Below are 23,652 nucleotides of genomic sequence, written 5' to 3'. Positions count from 1 at the left end.
TATGGCGCTCCTTGATTTTAAAGACTTTAATTGCCTTTCTAGAAAGATTTGGTTTGCGATAATAAAAAACCAACCTCAGGAGAGATTGGTTTGTTCTTGCTTTATAGATAATAATTCTGATTTCCCTGGCACTTCATGACAATGTCTACATCTTGGTTCGTACGACTCTGACGCGCCTACCAAAATAATTGGATCATTATAGTTTGCAGGTTGTCCATTAATCAATCTTTGTGTCCTGCTGGCGGGCGAACCACAAGACAAACAAATCGCTTGTAGTTTTGTTACAGTTTCAGCTAAGGCCATAAGCGTCGGTACCGGACCAAATGGTTCTCCACGAAAATCTTGATCTAACCCTGCAACGATTACGCGAATCCCTCGATCAGCAAGAGATTGAACAACAAAGATAATCGCTTCGTCAAAGAATTGTACCTCATCGATTGCTACAACTTGTGTATCAAAATCCAGTAGCTCTAAAATATCTAATGAAGCCTTTACAGGTTTGGCTAACACTTTGGTACCATTGTGTGATACTACTTCTTCAGTACTATATCGATTATCAAGTGCTGGTTTAAAAACTTGAACTTTTAGTTTCCCAAAACTAGCTCTTCGTACACGTCGAATTAGCTCCTCTGATTTCCCCGAGAACATACTTCCGCAAACAATTTCCAACCAGCCTTCTTTTCTTGTCAAATGCATATTATTGTCTCTCCCATCACTGATGTTCAAGTATTCTCTCCAATGCAGGAGATTGTGCAAAAAAAACAGGCAAGTAAAATTGCGCTTGCCTGTCTTCTTTATTACTTAAGGTTGTATTTCTTCTTGAAGCGGTCAACACGTCCACCAGCGTCAGCAAACTTCTGACGACCTGTGTAGAACGGGTGAGAATCAGAACTTACCTCAACATTAATTAGCGGATAAGTTTTTCCATCTTCCCACTCAACAGTATCTTTAGAATACTTAGTTGAGCCACTTAAGAACATAAAACCTGTACTTGTATCCTTAAATACAACTTTTTGATATTTAGGATGGATTTCCGGTTTCATACTTTTCATCTCCTTTTTGCCCTGAATCTCTTCGAAACAGAGTTAACTAGATGTTTAAAAAATAAACACCTTTTTCACACATGTCGAAATTATATCAACTTAAAAGACATTTTGCAACTGTAATTTTGTGGGTAACCGGGCTTTTCAGCTTTTCTTATTACGAACGGACTTTTCGGCCAGCTTTGTCTTCTTCTATTGATGCAAAGAACTCTTCGTTTGATTTCGTCGATTTTATTTTACGAATAAAGTGATCAACGTATTCTGAAGAATCTTTCATCGTTTTACGAATTGCCCATAGGTTTTCAAGTTGAGCTTTTGGTAATAGAAGTTCTTCACGTCTTGTTCCAGAACGTAAAATATCAATTGCTGGGAAGATACGTCTTTCAGCAAGTTTTCGATCAAGATGAAGTTCCATGTTTCCAGTTCCTTTAAACTCCTCATAAATAACTTCATCCATCCGTGATCCAGTATCAACTAATGCTGTAGCTAAAATTGTTAAGCTACCACCTTCTTCAATATTCCTTGCCGCTCCAAAGAAACGCTTAGGGCGATGGAACGCTGAAGGGTCGATACCACCTGATAGTGTTCTTCCGCTTGGAGGGACGACTAGGTTATAAGCTCGAGCTAGACGTGTAATGCTATCCATTAAGATGATGACGTCTTTTTTGTGCTCAACAAGACGCATTGCTCGTTCAAGTACAAGCTCAGCAACCTTAATATGATTTTCAGGAACTTCATCGAAAGTCGAGCTAACAACTTCTGCATTTACAGAACGCTCAATGTCTGTAACTTCCTCAGGACGTTCATCAATTAAAAGGACAATTAATTCTGCCTCCGGATGATTGATCGATATACTATTAGCTACTTCCTTTAACAAAAGTGTTTTACCTGCTTTTGGAGGAGCGACAATTAAACCACGTTGACCAAACCCTACTGGAGAGATAAGATCAATAATCCTCGATGAAACTTTCTCTGGCGAAGCTTCTAACTTGATTTTCTTTTCAGGATATAACGGAGTTAATGCAGGGAAATGCGGTCTATTTTTGGCGGTGTCTGGATCATCACCATTAACAGCCTCAACGTGCAGAAGTCCATAAAAACGCTCATTCTCTTTTGGCTTTCTAACTTTCCCGGATACTTTATCACCATTTCGAAGCTCAAATCTGCGGATTTGTGAAGCAGATATATAAATATCTTCAGAGCTAGGTAAATAGTTTATTGGTCTTAAAAATCCAAAACCTTCTGCAGAGACAATATCTAACGTCCCTTCCATAAACATCAATCCATCTTCTTCTGCTTGTCCTTTTAAGATGGCAAAAATTAATTCTCTCTTAGTTAACTTACTGTATGAAGTTACCTTATATTGTTTAGCTAATTCGTACAGCTCACGTAACTTCATATTTTCTAATTCGGCTAAATTTACTCCCATATTTACACCACTTCTTTTTAATAGATTTTTTCCTAAAAAACAAAATACCTCTTCTATGAAGAGACTTAGATGCGATAATTATTTAAATCTGGAATTTAATTATGAAAGGATATACTAAATGAAGTTGAAACTGAGGTTCGCTTGTCATTTTCAGAAGAATAGTAAAAGCTGAATAATTTCAAAAGACATCCATGAGCTCTCATGTAATTGGCAGACAGCTGGTTTCTCGCACTGTTATCCTCTTCCTTTGATAGAAGGCGTGCTCAAAAAAATTACAGAAAGAGAAAGACGTTAAATTCCTTACAAACTATACATATACATTTTTCTATTAAACATATAAATGCAACTATTATTTTAACCACAAATAATACTCTTATACAAGGAAAGAGTTTTGAAGCAAGGTTGGAACGGATCTTTTTTATTCTATTATACCTAATTTGAGTATAAATTAAAAGAACATTCGTTCGTAAAAATGAAAAATTATAGAGTTTAGAGGTTAAAGTCCCTCTAAACTCTCATGCAGTTTATTTAATAACTAAATCCGGTTTCTTTTTTAAGCTATGTTTTCCATCAATAAATCGAACTGTTCCTGATTTTGCTCTCATAACGATAGATTGAGTGAACCCAACCTGCCCTTGGTAACGGACACCTTTCAGCAGTTCTCCGTCTGTCACTCCTGTAGCTGCAAAAATACAGTCGTCTCCTTTTACAAGGTCATCCATGAGCAATATGCGATTAACGTCTTCAATACCCATTTTCTTACAGCGCTCAATTTCTTCATCATTTTGCGGCAGTAATCTACCTTGAAGTTCCCCGCCTAAACATTTTAAACCAACTGCAGCCAAAACGCCTTCAGGGGCTCCACCTGAACCTAATAAAATATCAACACCTGTATCTTCAAAAGCAGTATTAATAGCCGCAGCTACATCTCCATCTTGCATTAACTTTATTCTAGCACCTGTATCACGAATTTCTTGAATTAGTTTTTCATGACGTTCACGTTTTAAAATGGCTACTACTAAATCTTCAATGTCTTTTTTCTTCGCTTTTGCTACAGCTTGAAGGTTTTCTAAAACTGTGAAGTCTAGGCTTACCTTACCAACAGATTCCGGTCCTACTGCTATTTTATCCATGTACATATCAGGAGCATGGAGTAAATTACCTTGGTCTGCTACTGCTAGTACAGCTAACGCGTTCCACTCTCCGCAAGCTACGATATTTGTTCCTTCTAAAGGATCTACTGCAACATCGAGGCGTGGTCCGTACCCGTTTCCAAGTTTTTCACCTATGTATAACATCGGTGCTTCATCCATTTCACCCTCACCAATGACAACTGTTCCCTTCATAGGAATTGTATCAAAAACATCACGCATTGCTTTTGTTGCTGCATCGTCTGCACTTTCCTTATTTCCTCTCCCCATCCAACGAGCAGATGCTAATGCTGCTGCTTCAACAACCCGAACTAGTTCCATTGTTAAACTTCTTTCCATTTTCGCTCCCCCTTTTAAAGACCCCTAAAATAAGCTTTAAATCCCCTACTATTAAGCGTTTTCGACTTCTTTCATTTCTTCGGCATTCATTTTTTCGCGCCAAATTTTCGCTCCAAGACCAATGAGCTTTTCTTCTAAATGTTCATACCCGCGATCTATGTGTTCAACCCCAGATATTTCAGTAACACCTTTTGCCATAAGCCCTGCCACGACAAGTGCCGCACCCGCACGAAGGTCACTTGCTCGCACTTTTGACCCTTGAAGTTCGATATTTCCACCATTAATAATTGCAGATCGCCCTTCTACTTTTACATCGGCACCCATCCTTCTTAATTCATCTATATGCTTAAATCGGGCATTATAGATCGTATCTGTGACAATACTTGTGCCACTTGCTTTTGTTAAAAGCGACGTAAACGGCTGCTGTAAATCGGTTGGGAAACCTGGATACACTAATGTTTTTATATCGACACCTTTTAAATTACCAGTTTGATATATATAAACTTGATCTTCATTTGTTTCAATTTTAATGCCCATTTCACGAAGCTTCGCAATTAGTGATTCTAAGTGTGATGGAATTACATTATCAATCAATACTTGTTTACCCATTGCAGCAGCTAAAACCATATACGTTCCTGCTTCAATTCGGTCAGGAATAATCGAATGGCGACAACCATGAAGAGAGTCGACACCATCAATGCGAATTTCATTGGTACCAGCACCTTTAATTTGCGCACCCATACTTGTCAGCAATGTTGCTACATCAATGATCTCTGGCTCTTTTGCTGCGTTTTCAATGACTGTTCTACCTTTTGCTTTTACAGCTGCTAGCATAATATTGATCGTTGCACCTACACTAACTACATCTAAGTAAATTTTTGCACCACGCAACTCATCAGCTCGTAGATAGATTGCTCCCTGTTCATTTGTTACTTTTGCGCCGAGAGCTTCGAAACCTTTAATATGTTGGTCAATTGGCCTAGGGCCCAAGTTACACCCGCCAGGTAATCCAATGACTGCCTTCTTAAACTTACCAAGCATTGCTCCCATAAGATAATAGGATGCGCGTAGCTTTTTTACTCGTCCATTAGGTAGTGGCATAGCGAACATGTTTTCAGGATTAACAATTAAAGAATCCCCCTCAAGAGTTGTTTTCCCGCCAATTTCTTCAAGAAGTTCACTTAGTAACTGTACGTCAGATATTTGGGGTAAATTATCAATAATTACCTCTGAATCAGCTAAAATGGCAGCTGGAATGAGTGCAACTGCACTGTTTTTTGCCCCACTTATATTTACTCTTCCCTCTAGAGGATAACCGCCCTCAATTAATAACTTTTCCATAACAGCTTCCCTTCTTCTTTTCATTACTTTCAGGTTATATTCTGAATTAAGAAAAACAAATTTAACATAATATGTTAAGTACGTTTTTCTACCCTTAATCATTTTTTACCATTATAACCACATTAAGTGAAATCAACCTTAAAAAACAAAAATCTTCAATCATTCGAGTGTTGAGTTTTAAGCCAGAATGCAAACTTCGACTTTGAACCATACCCAAAAACTCATAACTCAAAACTCAGCACTCAAAACCATAGAAGCACAGAAGCACCTTTTTAGGCGCTTCTTTGCTTCTCTAGCTTTAAAAATATATTAAGCTTAACACCTTGCGAAAAATTGTCGCAAATTATTTATTATTATAAGAGCAACTGCATTCATTGCTTCTTACCTATTATACCACTATTTTTGCCTATTCCAATCTTCTAAAAATTTTTCAATACCTTGGTCAGTTAGAGGATGTTTTACTAGTTGACTAATGACTTTAAACGGAATTGTTGCGATATGAGCACCCTTCATAGCGGCATCATGAACATGCATTGGATGACGAATAGAGGCAGCAATAATCTCTGTTTCGATGTTATGAATGAAAAACATTTCTGCAATTTGTGCAACTAAATCCAGTCCATTTTGACCGATATCATCAAGTCTCCCTAAAAATGGCGATACATACGTCGCACCTGCTCTTGCAGCTAGTAACGCTTGTACAGCTGAAAAGACAAGGGTTACATTTGTTTTTATTCCTAAATCACTAAAAGTTCTTACAGCTTTTAATCCTTCTGATGTCATTGGGACTTTTACAGTAATATTTGGAGCAATAGCAGCTAACTCTTTTCCTTCTTTGATCATGCCTTCATAATCAAGAGCAATTACCTCAGCACTAACAGACTCTGATACAATCGACGTTATTTCTTTCAGTCGAGTATGGAAATCGACACCTTCTTTAGCTACCAAAGAAGGGTTTGTTGTCACACCGGCTAACACACCTAATTCATTTGCCTCACGAATTTCTTCTAAGTTTGCCGTATCAATAAAGAATTTCATTTTTATTCACCCCTATTTTATCTTAATATCGAAATTTTTTTTAAAGATTTGCGGTTTAAAGACACAACCTTCGGTGGACTTTTACCTGTCTACTATATTCAATAGTTCAATCCTTAATTCCTTTATCTAAATACGTAACTTTTCAAATATTCATAAAAAAGAGCCGACCTCAATTAAGAAGATCAACTCTTATTATTATAAATTAAGCTTTGTTTGAAGAACCAAATTCACGCATTTTACCAATAACTGTTTGCTTGATTACTTCACGTGCAGGTCCTAAGTATTTACGAGGATCATACACTTCTGAATCTGCTGCAAGAACTTCTCGAACTACTTTTGCAGACGCAATTTGACTTTCTGTATTAACGTTAATTTTCGCTGTACCAAAAGAAATAGCCTTTTTAATGTCAGCAGTTGGAATTCCTGTTCCACCATGTAATACTAGAGGAACACCAGTTAAGTTAAGAACCTCTTCCATTTCTTTGAAACCTAAGTTAGGCTCACCTTTGTAAGGTCCATGAACAGAACCTAATGCTGGTGCTAAGCAGTCAATTCCAGTGCGCTCTACAAGCTCTTTACACTCGTTAGGATCGGCATAGATTACACCTTCAGCAATAATATCGTCTTCTTGGCCGCCAACAGTTCCTAATTCCGCTTCAACAGAAACGCCATGGAAATGTGCAAGCTCAACAACTTTTGAAGTGATTTCAATATTCTCTTCAAAAGGATGGTGTGAAGCATCAATCATAACTGAAGTAAATCCAGCATGGATAGCTTCAGCACATTTTTGGAAACTTGAACCATGATCTAAATGAATAGCAACAGGAACAGTAACTTTATACTCTTCCATTAGCGCTTCAACTAATTTTACAATTGTTTTAAAACCGCCCATATAGCGTGCAGCACCTTCTGATACACCTAAAATTACTGGTGAATTTTCCGCTTGTGCTGCTTGTAAAATCGCTTGTGTGAATTCAAGATTGTTAAGGTTAAACTGTCCTACAGCATACCCTTCACTTTTTGCTTTTTCTAACATTTCTTTCATTGAAACTAAAGGCATTGGTGATTTCCTCCTTTGATATAAAACACTCGTTTAGGTACCCTTATCTCGAATAACCATTTATAAAAGTAGCTCTACTCTTAAATTTTTACATAAATGCATAGAAATTATGTATAGAAGGAAGCTATTTCTCGCAAATGATCTGAGCTACACTTAATAAGATAGTTATTCAAGTTGTACAGACCTAATTATAGCATAATAAGAAAAGAAAATTACGAAAATATCTTGACAAATAACATAACTTTAATGTAAGCGTTTCCTTTGGCTGTTTATTGAAAAAGCTGCTTTTTTATAACAGCACGAACTTCATCAATATCAAAAGGTTTTGCAAAATGTGTAATGGCGCCTAGTTTCATCGCTTCATTTATCATGTCAAGCTCGCCGTACGCTGTCATCATAATGACTTCGATACTTGAATTGTAGTCTTTTAACCTTCTTAATATTTCTAATCCGTCCATTCCTGGAATTTTCATATCTAAAATAACTAAATCCGGTAAATTCTCTTTAACAATGCTTAAAGCTTGAACACCACTTGCTGCTTGATATGTATCATAACCGTCTTTTTGAAAAATTTCATTTAGTAATACACGGATTCCAAATTGATCGTCAACAATTAATATTTTTTTCTTCATAAATTCACCACATTCCCCTAGATTTTCAATAATATCCTGACATATTAATTCTTTTTTTGCGACAGAAACTCCTTCTATTTTCAAAAATTTCTTTTTATAAAAAACTACAAGCGTCAAGTAATATGTAGTTTTTTTGATCTCTAAAAAAAGAAAAGCGTAGCCATGCGGCTACGCTTTATTTAATGATGCTTTAATAAATTCTCTAAATAATGGTTGTGGTCTAGTTGGACGTGATACAAATTCCGGGTGGAATTGAGATGCAATAAAATACGGATGATCTTCAATCTCGATAATTTCAACAAGGCGACCGTCTGGGCTTGTCCCAGAAAATTTAAAGCCTGCATTCTCCATCTGATCACGGAATTCATTATTAAATTCATAACGGTGACGATGACGTTCATAAACCACTTGTTCTTGATATGCCTCAAACGCAATAGAACCTGGCGTTAATTTACAAGGGTAAAGACCTAAACGTAAAGTTCCACCTAAATCTTCAATGTCTTTTTGTTCTGGTAAAAGGTCAATAACTGGATATTTCGTTTCAGGATTAAGTTCAGCAGAGTTCGCTCCTTCTAAACCTAATACATTTCTAGCATATTCAATTGATGCTAATTGCATCCCAAGACAAATCCCAAGAAACGGAACTTTGTTTTCTCTTGCATATTTAATTGCAGAAATTTTCCCTTCGATCCCTCGATCTCCGAAACCACCAGGTACTAAAACTCCATCAACGTCGTTTAACAAATCACTTACATTTTCCTCTGTTACCTCTTCAGCATTAATCCATTTAATTTCAATATCAGCATCAAAGGCATACCCTGCATGTCGTAACGATTCAGCAACTGAAAGGTAAGCATCTTGAAGAGCTACATATTTACCTACTAGACCAATCTTCGCTTTCCCAGATAAGTTTTTCACCTTATTAACAAGAGCTTTCCACTCTGTCATATCAGGTTCCTTACAATCAAGCTTTAAATACTCGCAGACGAACTTATCCAGTTTTTGTCTTTGCAACTCAAGAGGTACCTCATATAACGTTTCAGCATCTCTAGCTTCAATAACTGCTTCTTTATCAATATCGCAAAATAGCGCAATTTTATCTTTCATATCATCTGGGACAGGACGTTCTGTACGAACAACGATAACGTTAGGTTGAATACCTAGACTTCGTAATTCTTTGACACTATGTTGAGTTGGTTTTGACTTCATTTCTCCTGCCGCTGCTAAATAAGGGATTAGTGTACAGTGAATATACATTACATTACGAACGCCTACATCACTTTTAATTTGGCGAATAGCTTCTAGGAACGGAAGTGATTCAATGTCACCGACAGTTCCTCCAATTTCAGTAATAACAACATCGGCGGCCGTTTCACGTGCAGCACGGAAAACACGCTCTTTAATTTCATTTGTGATATGAGGGATTACTTGAACAGTTCCACCTAAATAGTCACCACGACGTTCTTTTTTCAAAACTGTTGAGTAAATTTTACCAGTTGTTACATTACTATTTTTACTCAAGTTAATATCAATAAAGCGCTCATAATGCCCAAGGTCTAAATCTGTTTCGGCACCATCATCAGTAACGAATACTTCACCGTGTTGATAAGGACTCATTGTTCCTGGATCAACGTTAATGTAAGGATCGAATTTCTGAATAAATACTTTTAACCCACGATTTTTTAATAACCGCCCTAAAGATGCAGCTGTAATACCTTTTCCAAGTGAAGATACAACCCCACCAGTTACAAAAATATACTTCGTCGCCATTTTGTTCCCTCACTTTAATATTTTAGTTTATAGTTTCCACTTTTATACTTTCCAATCTAATCAAATTTAAAGTATAAAAACAAAAAAACAAAAGCCACTGCCCCAATTTTAGTGGGGGCGAACTTTTGTTTTTACATTAAGTATTTGGAAAGGCTAGAGATTTTGCTAAATAGTTAGCAACGTCCCTATTTTTCAAATAATAAGTTAAGTTCTATTCATTTCGCTTATTAGAAAAGCCCAAAAAGAATTTTAACCTAAAATAGCGAAATCTGTCAAGATGAGATTTTTTTTATGAAAATAGAAGGTTACCTATAGTCTTGTCCTTATAGGATATCGTCTTCATCCTCTTCTAGATCAACATCTAGGTCATCATCTGAATCTGCATCGTCATCATCTAAATCTATGTCGATATCTTCATCGTCTTCGTCGTCTTCATCACTAACAAGTTCATCAAGTTCGTCTTCTAAATCTTCGAATTCATCGTCTAAGTCTTCATCTAGATCATCAAAATCTTCATCTAACTCAACAACCAGATCATCATCATCATCGGTCTTCTTCACTTTTTTACGACGAACAGTTTGTGTTACTTCTTCATCAGCTTGTTCATACGGGTACCATGTTCTTAAGCCCCATCGATTTTCACCAAGACAGATAAAACGCCCATCAACATTTAAATCTGTATACAGGTAAGAGATTCGATCCATTACCTCACTTTCAGACATTCCTTTAATTTCTGCAATTTGCTTAACTAAATCGCCAAATACAAAGGGCTGTTTTGTGTCTTTCATTAAATCGTAAGCGATTTCGATCATCGACATTTCTTGAATTTCTTCTGGCGTATACTCATTTAGCGTCAAAGTTGACACATCCTTTCAATGAACATTGATCATTATTTATGGTAGAGAAACACTATCTTATTAAAAGCCAGCATTTTTCTATGAAAAAATTTGATTTGTATTTAAAATTCTATAAGGAAAATCATACCTTTCATTATAAACATAAATGAAAACATTATGCTAGTCTCTTGGAAAAAATTAAATGGAATGTAAAATCTAGAAACTAAAACTGTATCGAATTTTAGACGCTTGTTCGAGCAAATCTAGCGACAACAAATAGAAATTAGTTTTATTATCATTAGGAATTGGTATTTATGATATGTTAGTTAATGCTCAAACTTTTTTTCACACAAAAGTAGTGGAGCTGAAAACTTGCGATTTTCAGCTCCAAAAATATTTTACATATTACGACGGTATTGTCCACCTACTTGGTAAAGTGCTCGGGTAATTTGTCCGAGAGAAGCGACTTTTACTGTTTCCATTAGTTCTGCGAAAATATTACCGTTAGACATGGCCGTTTGTTGTAACCGCTTTAACGCTAACTCTGTAAATTCCTGATTTCGCTGTTGGAATGCACGTAAATTGTTAATTTGCTGTTCTTTTTCATCTTTTGTAGCTCGAGCTATTTCCATTGCGAATTCCTCTTCAGATGCTGCATTTGGATTTAAGTACGTGTTAACTCCAATGATTGGAAGTTCTCCACTATGCTTTTTCATTTCATAATACATTGACTCTTCTTGAATTTTCCCACGTTGGTACTGTGTTTCCATGGCACCTAACACTCCGCCACGATCACTTAATTTTTCGAGTTCTTGCAACACTGCTTCTTCAACTAAATCTGTCAACTCATCAATTATAAAGGAACCTTGAAGAGAGTTCTCATTTTTTGCTAGACCAAGCTCTTTTGTAATAATCATTTGAATTGCCATCGCGCGACGCACGGACTCTTCAGTTGGTGTTGTAACGGCTTCATCATAAGCATTTGTATGCAGTGAATTACAATTGTCGTAAATTGCCATTAATGCTTGAAGCGTTGTACGTATATCATTAAAATCAACTTCTTGAGCATGAAGTGAACGACCTGAAGTTTGAATATGGTACTTTAGTTTTTGACTGCGATCATTACCACGATACTTATTTTTCATCACTGTAGACCAAATCCTTCTAGCTACACGACCAATAACTGTGTATTCTGGATCAAGTCCGTTAGAGAAGAAGAAGGATAGATTAGGAGCAAAATCATCAATTTTCATACCCCGACTCAAATAGTATTCGATATACGTAAAACCATTTGCTAGCGTAAAGGCTAACTGACTAATTGGGTTCGCTCCTGCTTCAGCAATATGGTAGCCTGAGATCGAAACAGAGTAATAGTTTCGTACATTATAATCGATAAAGTACTGCTGAATGTCCCCCATCATTCGTAAGGCAAATTCTGTTGAAAAAATACATGTGTTCTGACCTTGATCTTCTTTCAAAATATCTGCTTGGACAGTACCACGAACATTTGCTAGCGTAAGAGCTTTAATTTTTGTTTGTTCTTCGTCTGTAGCCTGGCGATTATGGTCAGTTTCAAATTTTTCGATTTGTTGTGCAATTGCTGTATTCATAAACATCGCAAGAATAATTGGTGCTGGTCCATTAATTGTCATTGATACCGAGGTTGAAGGGGCACATAGATCAAAACCAGCGTAAAGCTTCTTCATATCATCTAATGTACAAATACTTACTCCACTTTCACCTACTTTACCGTAAATATCTGGACGATAATCTGGATCTTCTCCATATAACGTAACCGAGTCAAAGGCGGTACTTAAACGCTTTGCATCGTCATCTTTCGATAAATAGTGGAACCGTCTATTCGTTCTCTCCGGTGTACCTTCGCCCGCAAATTGCCGCTTCGGATCCTCACCTTGACGTTTAAACGGAAAGACACCTGCTGTGTAAGGAAACTCTCCAGGTACATTTTCTTTGAAGCTCCAACGCACAATTTCTCCCCAATCTTCAAACTTTGGTAGAGATACTTTTGGAATTTTTAATCCAGATAAGCTAGTTGTCATAAGTTCTGTACGAATTTCTTTATCTCGAATTTTTGTCACTAGCTCATCTTTGGAGTAGTTCTCCTTTAAAGTTGGCCATCTTTCGATAATCGCATTTGTTTCTGGTTGGAGTTTTTCTTCAAAGTAGTTTTTAACTTTATTGAGTTCAGCACGGACTTCTTCAGACGTTTCGCCACTCATTAAATTGAGTGCTTCAATTGTCCCTTTAATTTGGTATAACTTTCTAGCGACGGTTACTTGCTCTTCTGAATATTGTTTATAACTACGAATTGTGGAGACAATCTCAAATAAATATTGGGAACGCTCAGGCGGTATGATCATATTGTTTTTGACAACGTTTTTTGTCGTCTCTAGAGTTGTCTGCCAATCTAACTGAAATTTTTCATTAATTTTATGAATTAGCGCTACAAATAGTGTATTAGTACCAGGATCATTGAATTGACTGGCAATCGTCCCGTATACCGGCATGTTGTCAGTCTCTTCTTCAAAAAGAGTCCGGCTCCGTTGATACTGTTTTTTTACATCACGAAGGGCGTCTTCAGAGCCTTTGCGCTCAAACTTATTAATACAAATCAAATCTGCATAATCGATCATATCAATTTTTTCTAGTTGAGATGGGGCACCAAATTCACTAGTCATCACATACATCGAAATATCGACTACCTCAACAATTGCTGCGTCTCCTTGACCAATTCCACTCGTCTCAACGATGATTAAATCAAAACCAGCTGCTTTAACGACTTGGATCGCATCGCGAATCCCTTCCGAAATTTCCATTCTTGATCCACGTGTTGCAAGAGAACGCATAAATACCCGTGGTGAATTAATTGAGTTCATACGGATACGATCTCCAAGTAGTGCTCCGCCTGTTTTTTGTTTTGTCGGGTCAATTGAAATAATTGCTATCGTTTTATCTGTAAATTCATATAAAAAACGGCGAACTAACTCATCCGTTAATGAACTTTTACCTGCTCCACCAGTTCCTGTAATCCCGATAACCGGAACATCCTCTGCCATTGCTTTTATTTTTTCAAAGGCTGCTTCAGCAGTAGTCGCAATCTCTTGATTATTTAACTCCTGTTTTTCAGCTAGAGTAATTAACTTAGAAATTGCCTTAACATTTTTCTCACGTAATTGTTCAATTTCAACAGTAACACTTTTCACTGTTGGATAATCACATTCCTCCATCATCATGTTAATCATGCCTTGAAGTCCTTGTGTTCTCCCATCTTCTGGTGAGAAAATTCTCGCAATGCCGTACTGATGGAGTTCTTTAATTTCAGAAGGGATAATCACTCCACCTCCGCCTCCATAAATGCGGATGTGAGAAGCCCCTTGTTCTTTTAATAGGTCGTACATATATTTAAAATATTCCATATGGCCGCCCTGATACGAAGATAGAGCAATACCTTGAACATCCTCCTGAATGGCCGCATTAACTACTTCTTCTGCTGAACGGTTGTGACCTAAGTGAATAACCTCAGCACCTGAAGCTTGTAGCATTCTTCTCATAATATTAATTGAGGCATCATGACCATCAAACAAACTAGAGGCAGTTACAAAACGTACATGGTTTTTCGGTCGATATATTTCAATCTTTTCCATTAACTCATCCCCCACATGAAAAGCAACTTTTATTTTACAATTTTAAAAATACACTTACTCTTTTAGTAACCCTTCCAAAATCAATTGGGTTTGTAGTTCAATATATTCCTCTAACGAATAGCTTTTCTGAACAGCCCAACGTCTAAATGTCCACATATGGGCTTGAACGAGAATATTATGAGCAGCTAGCTTCACTTCTTGATCTGATAAATTTAAATGACCAAGGTTCACGCAATCTTGAATTACATGCTCAATCATCGCCGTCATATCTATTTCCTTTTGTAAAACGTAAGCTAATGCCTCTTTTGGCAATGATTTAGACTCCTGGTACATTACTAACACTTCGTCTTGCAAATCATCGATTACTTTAAAGAGAGCTCCGATCGCTGCTTTTAAGCTATCGATTCCTTCTACATCTTGTTTCAGGCGTTTTTTTAATTTTTCGCTAACCTCATCATAAATCGCGTCACAAACGAGATAGAGAATATCTTCTTTAGAGCCTATATACTCATAAAGAGTTCCGATACTAAAGCCGGACTCTTTCGCAATTTCTCTCGTAGTTGTTCTATGGAACCCCTTTTCTTTAAAAAGAATAACGGCCGCCTTAATCATTTGTTCTCTTCTTTTTTTAATAAGTTGTTGATCTTTTACCATCGAAGGTACTTTCTTCTTTTTCAACGACTAATGCACTCCCCTGTAATTAATGTAGAAATGTAGAATTGTATTATGAAAATATTTAAGTATTAACTATACAGTCTACACCACTACATCTTAGTTTAATCTGCTAAGAGCATTTTGGAAATCACGAGTCTTTGAATTTCATTTGTTCCTTCATAGATCTGTGTGATTTTTGCATCTCTCATATATCTTTCAACAGGATATTCTTTCGTGTAACCATAGCCACCAAATACTTGAACAGCCTCGATGGCGACATCCATTGCCGTGTCTCCAGCAAATAATTTAGACATCGCCGATTCCTTACCATAAGAAAGTCCTTCACTTTCGCGCCATGCCGCTTGGTAAGTTAATAATCTTGAAGCTTCAATTTTTGTAGCCATATCAGCAATCTTAAATGCTAACCCTTGCTGTGCTGCAATAGGCTTACCAAATTGTTTTCTTTCCTTTGCGTAACCAACAGCTGCATCAAGCGCACCTTGAGCTATCCCCACTGCTTGAGCAGCAATTCCGTTACGCCCACCGTCTAATGTCATCATCGCAATTTTAAAGCCTTCACCTTCTTTACCGAGAAGATTTTCCTTAGGTACACGGCAGTCTTCAAAGATAATTTCTAATGTTGGCGAAGAACGAATCCCTAACTTTTTCTCCTTTTTACCAAAAGAAAAGCCAGGGGTTCCTTTTTCAACGATAAAAGCACTAACACCTTTATGCTTTAACTCTGGTTGTGTTACGGCAAAAACGATATAAATCTCAGCCTCGCCGCCGTTAGTAATGAATATCTTTGAACCATTTAAAATATATTCGTCACCATCTAGCTTTGCTGTCGTTTTCATTGACGAAACGTCTGATCCTGCACCAGGTTCGGTTAAGCCGTAAGCACCCATTTTTTTACCTTCAGCCATTGGGCGTAAAAACTGTTGTTTTTGTGGTTCTGTTCCAAATTTATAGACGGGCCAGCCAGCTAATGATGTATGGGCTGATAATGTTACCCCGACAGAGGCACAGACACGAGAAAGTTCTTCAACTGCAATCGCATAAGATACATAGTCCGCACCAATTCCGCCATATTCTTCAGGCCATGGGATCCCTGTTAAGCCAAGCTCACCCATCATGTCAAAAATCCCACGGTCAAAACGCTCTTCTTCATCACGTTCGGCAGCTGTTGGCGCCACCTCGTTTTTTGCAAAGTCACGAACCATTTTTCTAATCATTTCTTGTTCTTCCGTTAATAAAAAATTCATTTTCTCTCCCCCTAGTCTCTTAGTAAATGCTTGCTAATAACGATTCTCTGTATCTCACTTGTACCTTCATAGATTTCACAGATTTTTGCATCACGGAAAAATCGTTCAACTGGATAGTCCTTCGTATATCCATAGCCACCAAATACTTGGATTGCTTCGGTAGTAACCTCCATAGCTGCTCTTGAAGCAAATAATTTCGCCATCGAAGCCTCCTTGCTACAAGGTAACCTTTTTTCGCGAAGTGCTGCGGCTCGGTAAACAAGTAATTTTGCTGCTTCTACTTTTGTTGCCATGTCTGCAAGTTTAAAACCTAGACCTTGTTGTGCTCCAATTGGTTTACCAAATTGCTTTCTCTCTTTGGCATAGGCTAGGGAACTTTCTAGCGCGGCTTCTGCAATTCCTAGTGCTTGAGCTGCAATCCCGATTCGGCCAACATCTAAGTTAGCCATCAAAATTTTAAATCCTTCACCTTCTTCACCAAGAAAATTTTCAACTGGAACTTTTGCATCTTCGAAAATCACTTCACATGTATTTGAACCGTACAGCCCCATTTTCTTCTCTTTTTTTCCAATTGAAAAACCAGGCGTATTTTTCTCAACAATAAAGGTTGAAATCCCTCTCACACCTGCAGCAGTATCTGTTTTTGCTGATACAATATAGGTGTCTGCGGCACCTGCATTTGTAATAAAAATTTTTGAGCCATTTAAAATATAGTGATCACCGTTTTTTACAGCGGTTGTGCGAATGCTAGCTGCATCACTGCCCGCTCCTGGCTCTGTTATCGCAAAAGCTCCTAAATATTCACCAGATGCTAGTTTCCGAAGATACTTTTGTCTTTGCTGCTCCGTCCCGAAATATAAGATAGGATTTGTACCAACAGAAGTGTGGACCGACAATATGACACCAACCGTTGCACTCACTTTTGATAATTCGTGGATGGCGATAATATATGAAGTGAAATCCATATCAGCACCACCATATTCTTCTGAAATAGGAATACCTAAAAGTCCTAATTCACCCATTTGCTTAATAATATCTTGAGGGAATTGATCCGTTTCCTCCATCTCTTCAATCATTGGGGCAATTTGTTCCTGGGCAAAATCTTTTACCATCTTTCGCATCATTTCTTGTTCTTCTGTAAATCGTAGTTCCATTGCCTTCACTCCCCGTATGATAAGTAAGTGAATTTCATAATTACCTTAATCGAGCTATTTCAAACTAAATGTAGTGGCGAATGGTTTTAACGCAACTACATTTAGGATTTAATAGCGAAAATAATGAATTATGAAATTCATTGAACTAGAAACAGTTTAATAATGTTTTTACTTCTATATTTCTAAACTTAGTATTGATAAAATCCTCTGCCTGATTTTTTTCCAAGCCAGCCAGCTTTGACATATTTTCTTAGTAATGGACATGGGCGATATTTGTCATCACCAAAACCTTCATGAAGCGTTTCCATAATGTATAAACAAGTATCTAACCCGATAAAATCAGCTAGCGTTAGTGGACCCATTGGGTGGTTCATTCCCAACTTCATGACTTCATCGACAGCTTCTGGAGTTGCTACCCCTTCATATACTGTATAAATTGCCTCATTAATCATCGGCATTAAAATGCGGTTCGCGACAAAGCCCGGAAAATCATTAACTTCTACTGGGATTTTATTTAGTTTACGGGACATATCCTCAATAACTTCGTATACTTCACTTGAAGTTGCTAAGCCACGAATGACCTCAATTAATTTCATAACAGGAACTGGGTTCATAAAGTGCATTCCAATTACTTTTTCAGGACGCTTTGTAACAGCTGCAATTTCTGTAATTGGGAGCGATGATGTATTTGTCGCTAAGATGGCATGGGCTGGAGCGAGTTCGTCTAGTTGCGCAAAGATTTTTGCTTTAATTTCCATATTTTCTACAGCAGCTTCAATAACTAAGTCAACTTCTCTAGCATCTTCTAGCTGCACAGAAGCTGTAAGGCGATTGAGAATATCATCCCGCTCTGTTTCTGCTAATCTACCTTTTTCTACTTGACGATTTAGATTTTTGCTAATGCTCCCTAAACCGCGAACAATAAATTCGCCTTTTAAGTCATTTAGTAAAACCTCATACCCTGCTTGAGCACAAACCTGAGCAATTCCTGAGCCCATTTGGCCGGCACCAATTACCATTACCTTTTTTATTTCCATTATCTGATCCCCCAACTTTCTTTAGATTGTTAATTTTCAACTAATCAAAGTGTCGTGTTACTATTGCACTTCAATCATCACCGCATCACCTTGACCGCCACCGCTACAAATAGCTGCGATACCAATACCGCCACCCCGTCGTTTTAGCTCGTAGGCTAATGTCAGAACTATACGAGTTCCGCTTGCCCCGATTGGGTGTCCAAGCGCTACTGCTCCGCCGTTGACATTTATTTTCTCAGGATCAAGTCCTGCAAGACTCTTGCTCGCCAAAGCTACTGCTGCAAAAGCTTCATTAACTTCAAATAGATCGATTTCGTTAATAGATTTACCGGTCTTTTCTAAAAGTTTATTTATAACTAAACCAGGAGTTTTCGGGAAATTTTCCGGCTCTATTGCTAACGAAGTATGACCAATAATTGTCGCTAAAGTATCCTTACCTTCTTCTTGTGCTCTTTTCTCCGACATGAGTACAACTGCACATGCACCATCATTTACACCAGGGGCGTTTCCTGCTGTGATTGTTCCAGTAGGGTCGAATACAGGTGCTAATTTAGCAAGTCTTTCAATAGACGTATCCGCTCTTGGCGATTCATCTTTATCAACAACAATTGGATTACCTTTTCTCACAGGTACTTCGACTGCTACAATCTCATCAGCGAGGCGTCCGGCTTCAATTGCTGCAACTGCCTTGCGATGACTTTGAAGTGCCCAATCATCTTGCTCTTCCCTCGAAATTTCTAGCTCATTGGCTACACCATTGCCGTATGTACCCATGTGTACACCGTTAAATGAACAAGTAAGGCCGTCATGAACCATTAAATCATGGACTTTCCCATCACCCATCCGAAAGCCAAAGCGAGCTTTTGACATAAAGTAAGGTGCATTACTCATCGATTCCATTCCACCAGCAACAACTACTTCAGCATCGTTTGCACGAATTAATTGATCACCAAACGTAATACTTCGCATTCCAGAGGCACATACTTTATTAATTGTTTCAGTTGGAACCGTCCACGGTAGACCAGCTAGGTCGGCTGCCTGGCGTGATGGAATTTGACCTTGCCCACCCTGGAGAACCATACCCATAATCAACTCATCAACTTCTAAAGCGTTTACATTTCCTCGTACTAACGCTTCTTTAATGGCAATACCGCCTAGTTCGACAGCCTTTAGATTATTAAAACTACCACCAAATTTACCAAATGGTGTTCTTGCTCCACTTACAATTACTGTTCTTGTCATTCTCAACTTCCCCCTTAGGAATAAATGGTTTGATCGAACGCTCGCTCAGCTAACAGACATAGATTCATTAAAATATCGAATCTAACGTAGCAAATAGGTTTGGCATATTCTTAGGATGATTGTCTGGAAAACGATCTAGGTTTGTAGTAATTGGGCTGTCCCAAACCAATAGTATCAGTCACCAATGAAAGTTCACTTTCACCAACAAGGATGTAAATATGATCAACAGAATACATCCAATCGAAGAAAGTGAACTTTCCTGTAGATGCTATTTACAGGGTAGTCACCTTGTCTACTAAAGATAGATGTTGTACAAACATACACATCTATCTTTAGTTTGGCTTCGAGGTGTTCTGATACTTTTGGAACAGCTCCTCTTTATTGTAATTTTACAATATTTATAATTTTCTTTCTATTGTTTTCTATGAAACTAGATCTTTTTTTATTAAAGATTTTTCTAAAATCTCAACAATGTCTAAAGTTTGGATTGTTTCGTCAACTTCTTTTGCTTTTGTTCCATCACTTAACATTGTTAAACAGTATGGACAGCCACTACTAATAACGGTTGGATTTACTTCAAGTGCTTGCTCAGTTCGAGCTACATTTACTCTCGTACCAACGTGTTCTTCCATCCACATCAGCCCTCCACCTGCACCACAGCACATGCCGTTTTCACGGTTACGCTCCATTTCTACTAAAGTTACACCTGGAATAGCCCTTAACACATTTCTTGGCGCTTCATACACTTCATTGTAACGGCCTAAGTAACAAGAGTCGTGGAATGTAACAGTTTCCTTCACTTCATATTTAGGCGTTATTTTTCCTTCTTTGATCCAAGCCGCCAAAAGTTCAGTATGGTGATATACTTCTGCCTCTAGCCCAAATTCAGGATATTCATTTTTGAACGTATTGTAGGCATGAGGATCTATCGTAACAATCTTTTTAACATTATGTTTTTGGAATAATTCAATATTCGACGTCACAAGTTCTTGGAATAAAAACTCATTTCCAATCCGACGAGGTGTGTCCCCTGAATTTTTCTCCTTGTTACCAAGAACGGCAAATTTAACCCCAGCTTCATTCATCACTCTAGCGAATGATTGCGCTACTTTTTGACTTCGATTATCAAAAGAACCCATAGAGCCTACGAAGAATAAGTACTCAATCTCTTCGCTAGCTTTTTCCATTTCTTTGACGGTAGGAACATGAATATCTTCACGCAAGTCTTTCCAGTTTTCACGTTCCTTACGGTTAATACCCCATGGATTTCCTTGACGCTCAATATTTGTAATTGCACGCTGAGCATCTGCATCGAGCTTTCCTTCTGTAAGAACTAAATATCTACGCAAGTCGATAATCTTATCAACATGTTCATTCGCCACTGGACATTGATCTTCACAGTTGCGACACGTTGTACATGCCCAAATCTCTTCTTCTGTAATCACATCACCAATCATTGAAACGTCATATCCTGCTGCAGCTTCTTGAGAGCCTATTCCTTGCATTGCTAACTGATTTGCCTTTGTTTTACTAAATGCAAACGCAGGTAACCAAGGTTTCCTTGAGGTAACGACTGCACCTTTTTCTGTAAGGTGGTCTCGAAGTTTTACAATTAGGTCCATTGGTGATAATAATTTTCCTGTGCCTGCTGCGGGACAAACACTCGTACAGCGCCCACATTCAACACAGGCATATAGGTCTAAAAGTTGCTTTTGGTTAAAATCTTCAATTTTATTAACTCCAAACACTTCTTGATCTTCATCTTCAAAGTTAATAGATGCTAGCTGCCCTACCTTATGTGTTCTCCCTAAGTAAACGTTTGCAGGACCTGCTATTAAGTGAGCGTGCTTCGATTGTGGAATATACACCAAGAAGGTAAGTAAGAATAAAAGGTGACTCCACCAAAAGATGAAAAATAAAACTCCTGCAACTGAAGAACCTAATCCTCCTGATATTGTTGCGATTGTAGCTGCCACAGGTTCTGCCCATGTAATTGTTTTATCAAGCCAAATGATTTCCATTCCCTTGGCGAGCAATTTCGAAATCATTAATCCACCGATAAAAATTAGAACCAATCCGGATTTAAAATTACGTTTTAATCGTACGAGCTTTTCTACATAGCGACGGTGAAAAGCCCATACAACGGCAATGATAATCATCAACACGACGATTTCTTGAAAAACCGTAAAGATTGGGTATAGTGGACCTAATGGAAGATGTGACCCAATCGCAAGCCCTTTCCAAATTAAATCAATGGCACCAAGCTGAACTAGTAGAAAACCATAAAAAAGCATGACGTGAATGATGCCACTTTTTTTATCTTTCATAAGCTTTTTCTGACCAAAAACATTTACCACTACAGCTTCGATTCGTTCTTTTGTCGTATTCGTCCATTCCGCCTTTTTCCCTAACTTAATAAATTGATAACGAGTACGGACTAACGTAATAAACAAATAAGCTGCATATCCAGTAACCACTAAAAATAATGCCCAGTTGATATATAAGAATATATCCATGCAAACAACCTCCTCAATTATCTGTGATTTATAATTCTGAAAATACTAAATTTATTTTTATTATAACATATTACAGTTTGTGAATGAGCATTCAGTCGATTATTTTTTAGTTTTTTTTTTCGTTGCCAAATTACAATGTTCTATTTAGGGCACAATACTTTATAAACCTTTAAATTGGAGGGGTAACAATGGTACTTATGACAGTGATTGCGGTAATATTACTTCTAGTTATTTGGATGCGAATCGATTTCAAACTAGGCTTTGAAAAGCAGAAAAAGGAAGGAAAAAGATTTATCCAAGAAATTCGCCACGGTCAATGTGAAATGCTTATTAACGGACATGATTTATTTAAAAATCTAATTAGTGATATTCAGAACGCAGAAAAACATATCCATGTACTCTTCTATATATTTCGTGACGACCATATCGGAACAGAAGTATTAACAGCTTTAAAAGAGAAAGCCCAAGAAGGTGTAGAAGTTCGCCTTCTTGTTGACCGAATCGGTTGTAATATTTCTAAAAAAATGAGACGTCAGCTCATGCAAGCAGGAGTCCGTTTTGCCTATTCACATTCTCCCAAATTCCCTTATCTATTTTTCACCTTAAATCGAAGAAATCACCGCAAAATTACGGTTATCGATGGACACATAGGATATATTGGTGGGTACAATGTTGGTGATGAGTATTTAGGGAGAGATCCTAAATTCGGCGAATGGCGTGATATTCACCTTCGAATTAAAGGCGACGGATGTCAAGACTTGCAAGAGCAGTTTTTACAGGATTGGATAGTCGCAACTAAAGAAAAAATTGTTGAAAACAATTATTACCTCCCTTTAACTAAGGGACTACATGAACTAAAAATCATTCCATCGGACGGCTCGTTTCTCGAAGACTCTTTTATAGAATTTATAAAAGAAGCAGAGGAGTCCATTTATATCGGAACACCCTATTTTATTCCTGGAAAAGCAATAAAGAACGAATTAATAAAAGCAGCTAAACGAGGGGTTTCAGTAAAACTTATTGTCCCAAAACAAGGTGATCACCCTTTAGTAAAGGAAGCTTCATTTCCATACTTCCAGCCACTTTTAGAAGCAGGCTGTGAAGTTTATCGCTATTATCGGGGCTTTTATCACGCAAAAACAATTGTTATTGATAGGAAAATTTGTGACATCGGTACCGCTAATGTTGATCCCCGCAGTTTTCATATTAACCATGAGATTAACTGCCTAATTTTCAACAGAGAGTTTATAAAAGATGTCATTGCAGTGATGGAACACGACATTTCTATCTCAGAAAGATTAACAATCAAACAGCTTGAAAAGCGCTCCTTCTTTCATAGAAGCAAAGAAAAAATTGCGACAGCACTAGCACCATTACTTTAGCCATTCGCTAAGCTTAATTATCGTATTGCTTATATCCATCAATTTTCTTATATCTAAACTCCCTTTTTCATGTTAAACTGAATATAATAATTTACATT

General features: G+C 37.5%; 18 protein-coding genes. 1 reads left to right on the top strand and 17 read right to left on the bottom strand.

Annotation, left to right across the window (positions count from 1 at the left end; genetic code table 11):
• Positions 1-75: 75 nt before the first annotated feature.
• The 17 genes from ACK4M9_RS14945 to ACK4M9_RS14865 form a co-directional block, all read right to left on the bottom strand.
• Positions 76-696: a thymidine kinase gene (locus ACK4M9_RS14945; RefSeq protein ID WP_409852133.1), complete on the bottom strand. Its 621-nt coding sequence runs from the start codon at positions 694-696 to the stop codon at positions 76-78.
• A gap of 101 nt (positions 697-797) precedes the next feature.
• Entirely contained in the window at positions 798-1,043 is a 246-nt protein-coding gene (locus ACK4M9_RS14940) for a type B 50S ribosomal protein L31 (RefSeq protein WP_409852130.1), read from the bottom strand.
• Positions 1,044-1,200: 157 nt separating this feature from the next.
• Positions 1,201-2,472, bottom strand: a complete 1,272-nt coding sequence (rho, locus tag ACK4M9_RS14935) for a transcription termination factor Rho (protein WP_409852128.1) — start codon at positions 2,470-2,472, stop codon at positions 1,201-1,203.
• A gap of 524 nt (positions 2,473-2,996) precedes the next feature.
• Positions 2,997-3,962, bottom strand: a complete 966-nt coding sequence (gene glpX, locus ACK4M9_RS14930) for a class II fructose-bisphosphatase (RefSeq protein ID WP_409852125.1) — start codon at positions 3,960-3,962, stop codon at positions 2,997-2,999.
• 51 nt (positions 3,963-4,013) lie between these two features.
• Positions 4,014-5,303, bottom strand: coding sequence for a UDP-N-acetylglucosamine 1-carboxyvinyltransferase (locus tag ACK4M9_RS14925; RefSeq protein ID WP_409852122.1), 1,290 nt, complete (start codon positions 5,301-5,303; stop codon positions 4,014-4,016).
• Between the two features lie 396 nt (positions 5,304-5,699).
• Positions 5,700-6,341 (bottom strand): fructose-6-phosphate aldolase, encoded by a 642-nt coding sequence (gene fsa / locus ACK4M9_RS14920; RefSeq protein ID WP_409852120.1) that lies wholly within the window; start codon positions 6,339-6,341, stop codon positions 5,700-5,702.
• 202 nt (positions 6,342-6,543) lie between these two features.
• The gene (locus ACK4M9_RS14915) at positions 6,544-7,401 is read right to left on the bottom strand and encodes a class II fructose-bisphosphate aldolase (RefSeq protein WP_409852117.1); all 858 of its coding nucleotides are present in this window, start codon (positions 7,399-7,401) and stop codon (positions 6,544-6,546) included.
• Between the two features lie 269 nt (positions 7,402-7,670).
• Positions 7,671-8,033 (bottom strand): response regulator, encoded by a 363-nt coding sequence (locus tag ACK4M9_RS14910; protein ID WP_409852114.1) that lies wholly within the window; start codon positions 8,031-8,033, stop codon positions 7,671-7,673.
• A gap of 168 nt (positions 8,034-8,201) precedes the next feature.
• Positions 8,202-9,803 (bottom strand): CTP synthase, encoded by a 1,602-nt coding sequence (gene pyrG / locus ACK4M9_RS14905; RefSeq protein WP_409852112.1) that lies wholly within the window; start codon positions 9,801-9,803, stop codon positions 8,202-8,204.
• Between the two features lie 323 nt (positions 9,804-10,126).
• On the bottom strand, positions 10,127-10,669 hold the full coding sequence (gene rpoE, locus ACK4M9_RS14900; RefSeq protein ID WP_409852110.1) for a DNA-directed RNA polymerase subunit delta: 543 nt from the start codon (positions 10,667-10,669) through the stop codon (positions 10,127-10,129).
• Between the two features lie 368 nt (positions 10,670-11,037).
• Positions 11,038-14,304, bottom strand: coding sequence for a fused isobutyryl-CoA mutase/GTPase IcmF (gene icmF, locus ACK4M9_RS14895; protein WP_409852107.1), 3,267 nt, complete (start codon positions 14,302-14,304; stop codon positions 11,038-11,040).
• A 54-nt stretch (positions 14,305-14,358) separates the two neighbouring features.
• Positions 14,359-14,982 (bottom strand): TetR/AcrR family transcriptional regulator, encoded by a 624-nt coding sequence (locus ACK4M9_RS14890; RefSeq protein WP_409852104.1) that lies wholly within the window; start codon positions 14,980-14,982, stop codon positions 14,359-14,361.
• A 98-nt stretch (positions 14,983-15,080) separates the two neighbouring features.
• Complete coding sequence (locus ACK4M9_RS14885) at positions 15,081-16,223, bottom strand: acyl-CoA dehydrogenase (RefSeq protein ID WP_409852102.1); 1,143 nt, start codon at positions 16,221-16,223, stop codon at positions 15,081-15,083.
• A gap of 11 nt (positions 16,224-16,234) precedes the next feature.
• Positions 16,235-17,377, bottom strand: a complete 1,143-nt coding sequence (locus ACK4M9_RS14880) for an acyl-CoA dehydrogenase (protein ID WP_409852099.1) — start codon at positions 17,375-17,377, stop codon at positions 16,235-16,237.
• A gap of 188 nt (positions 17,378-17,565) precedes the next feature.
• On the bottom strand, positions 17,566-18,414 hold the full coding sequence (locus ACK4M9_RS14875) for a 3-hydroxybutyryl-CoA dehydrogenase (RefSeq protein ID WP_409852097.1): 849 nt from the start codon (positions 18,412-18,414) through the stop codon (positions 17,566-17,568).
• 60 nt (positions 18,415-18,474) lie between these two features.
• Positions 18,475-19,656, bottom strand: a complete 1,182-nt coding sequence (locus tag ACK4M9_RS14870) for an acetyl-CoA C-acetyltransferase (protein ID WP_409852095.1) — start codon at positions 19,654-19,656, stop codon at positions 18,475-18,477.
• A gap of 422 nt (positions 19,657-20,078) precedes the next feature.
• Entirely contained in the window at positions 20,079-22,172 is a 2,094-nt protein-coding gene (locus ACK4M9_RS14865; RefSeq protein ID WP_409852093.1) for a heterodisulfide reductase-related iron-sulfur binding cluster, read from the bottom strand.
• A 188-nt stretch (positions 22,173-22,360) separates the two neighbouring features.
• Here ACK4M9_RS14865 and cls point away from each other — a divergent pair, with 188 nt between their 5' ends.
• Positions 22,361-23,554: a cardiolipin synthase gene (gene cls / locus ACK4M9_RS14860; RefSeq protein ID WP_409852091.1), complete on the top strand. Its 1,194-nt coding sequence runs from the start codon at positions 22,361-22,363 to the stop codon at positions 23,552-23,554.
• Positions 23,555-23,652 lie beyond the last annotated feature (98 nt).

This window comes from Anaerobacillus sp. (genome assembly GCF_046314235.1).
Classification (GTDB): domain Bacteria; phylum Bacillota; class Bacilli; order Bacillales; family Anaerobacillaceae; genus Anaerobacillus.
This window is presented reverse-complemented; position numbering and strand designations above follow the sequence as displayed.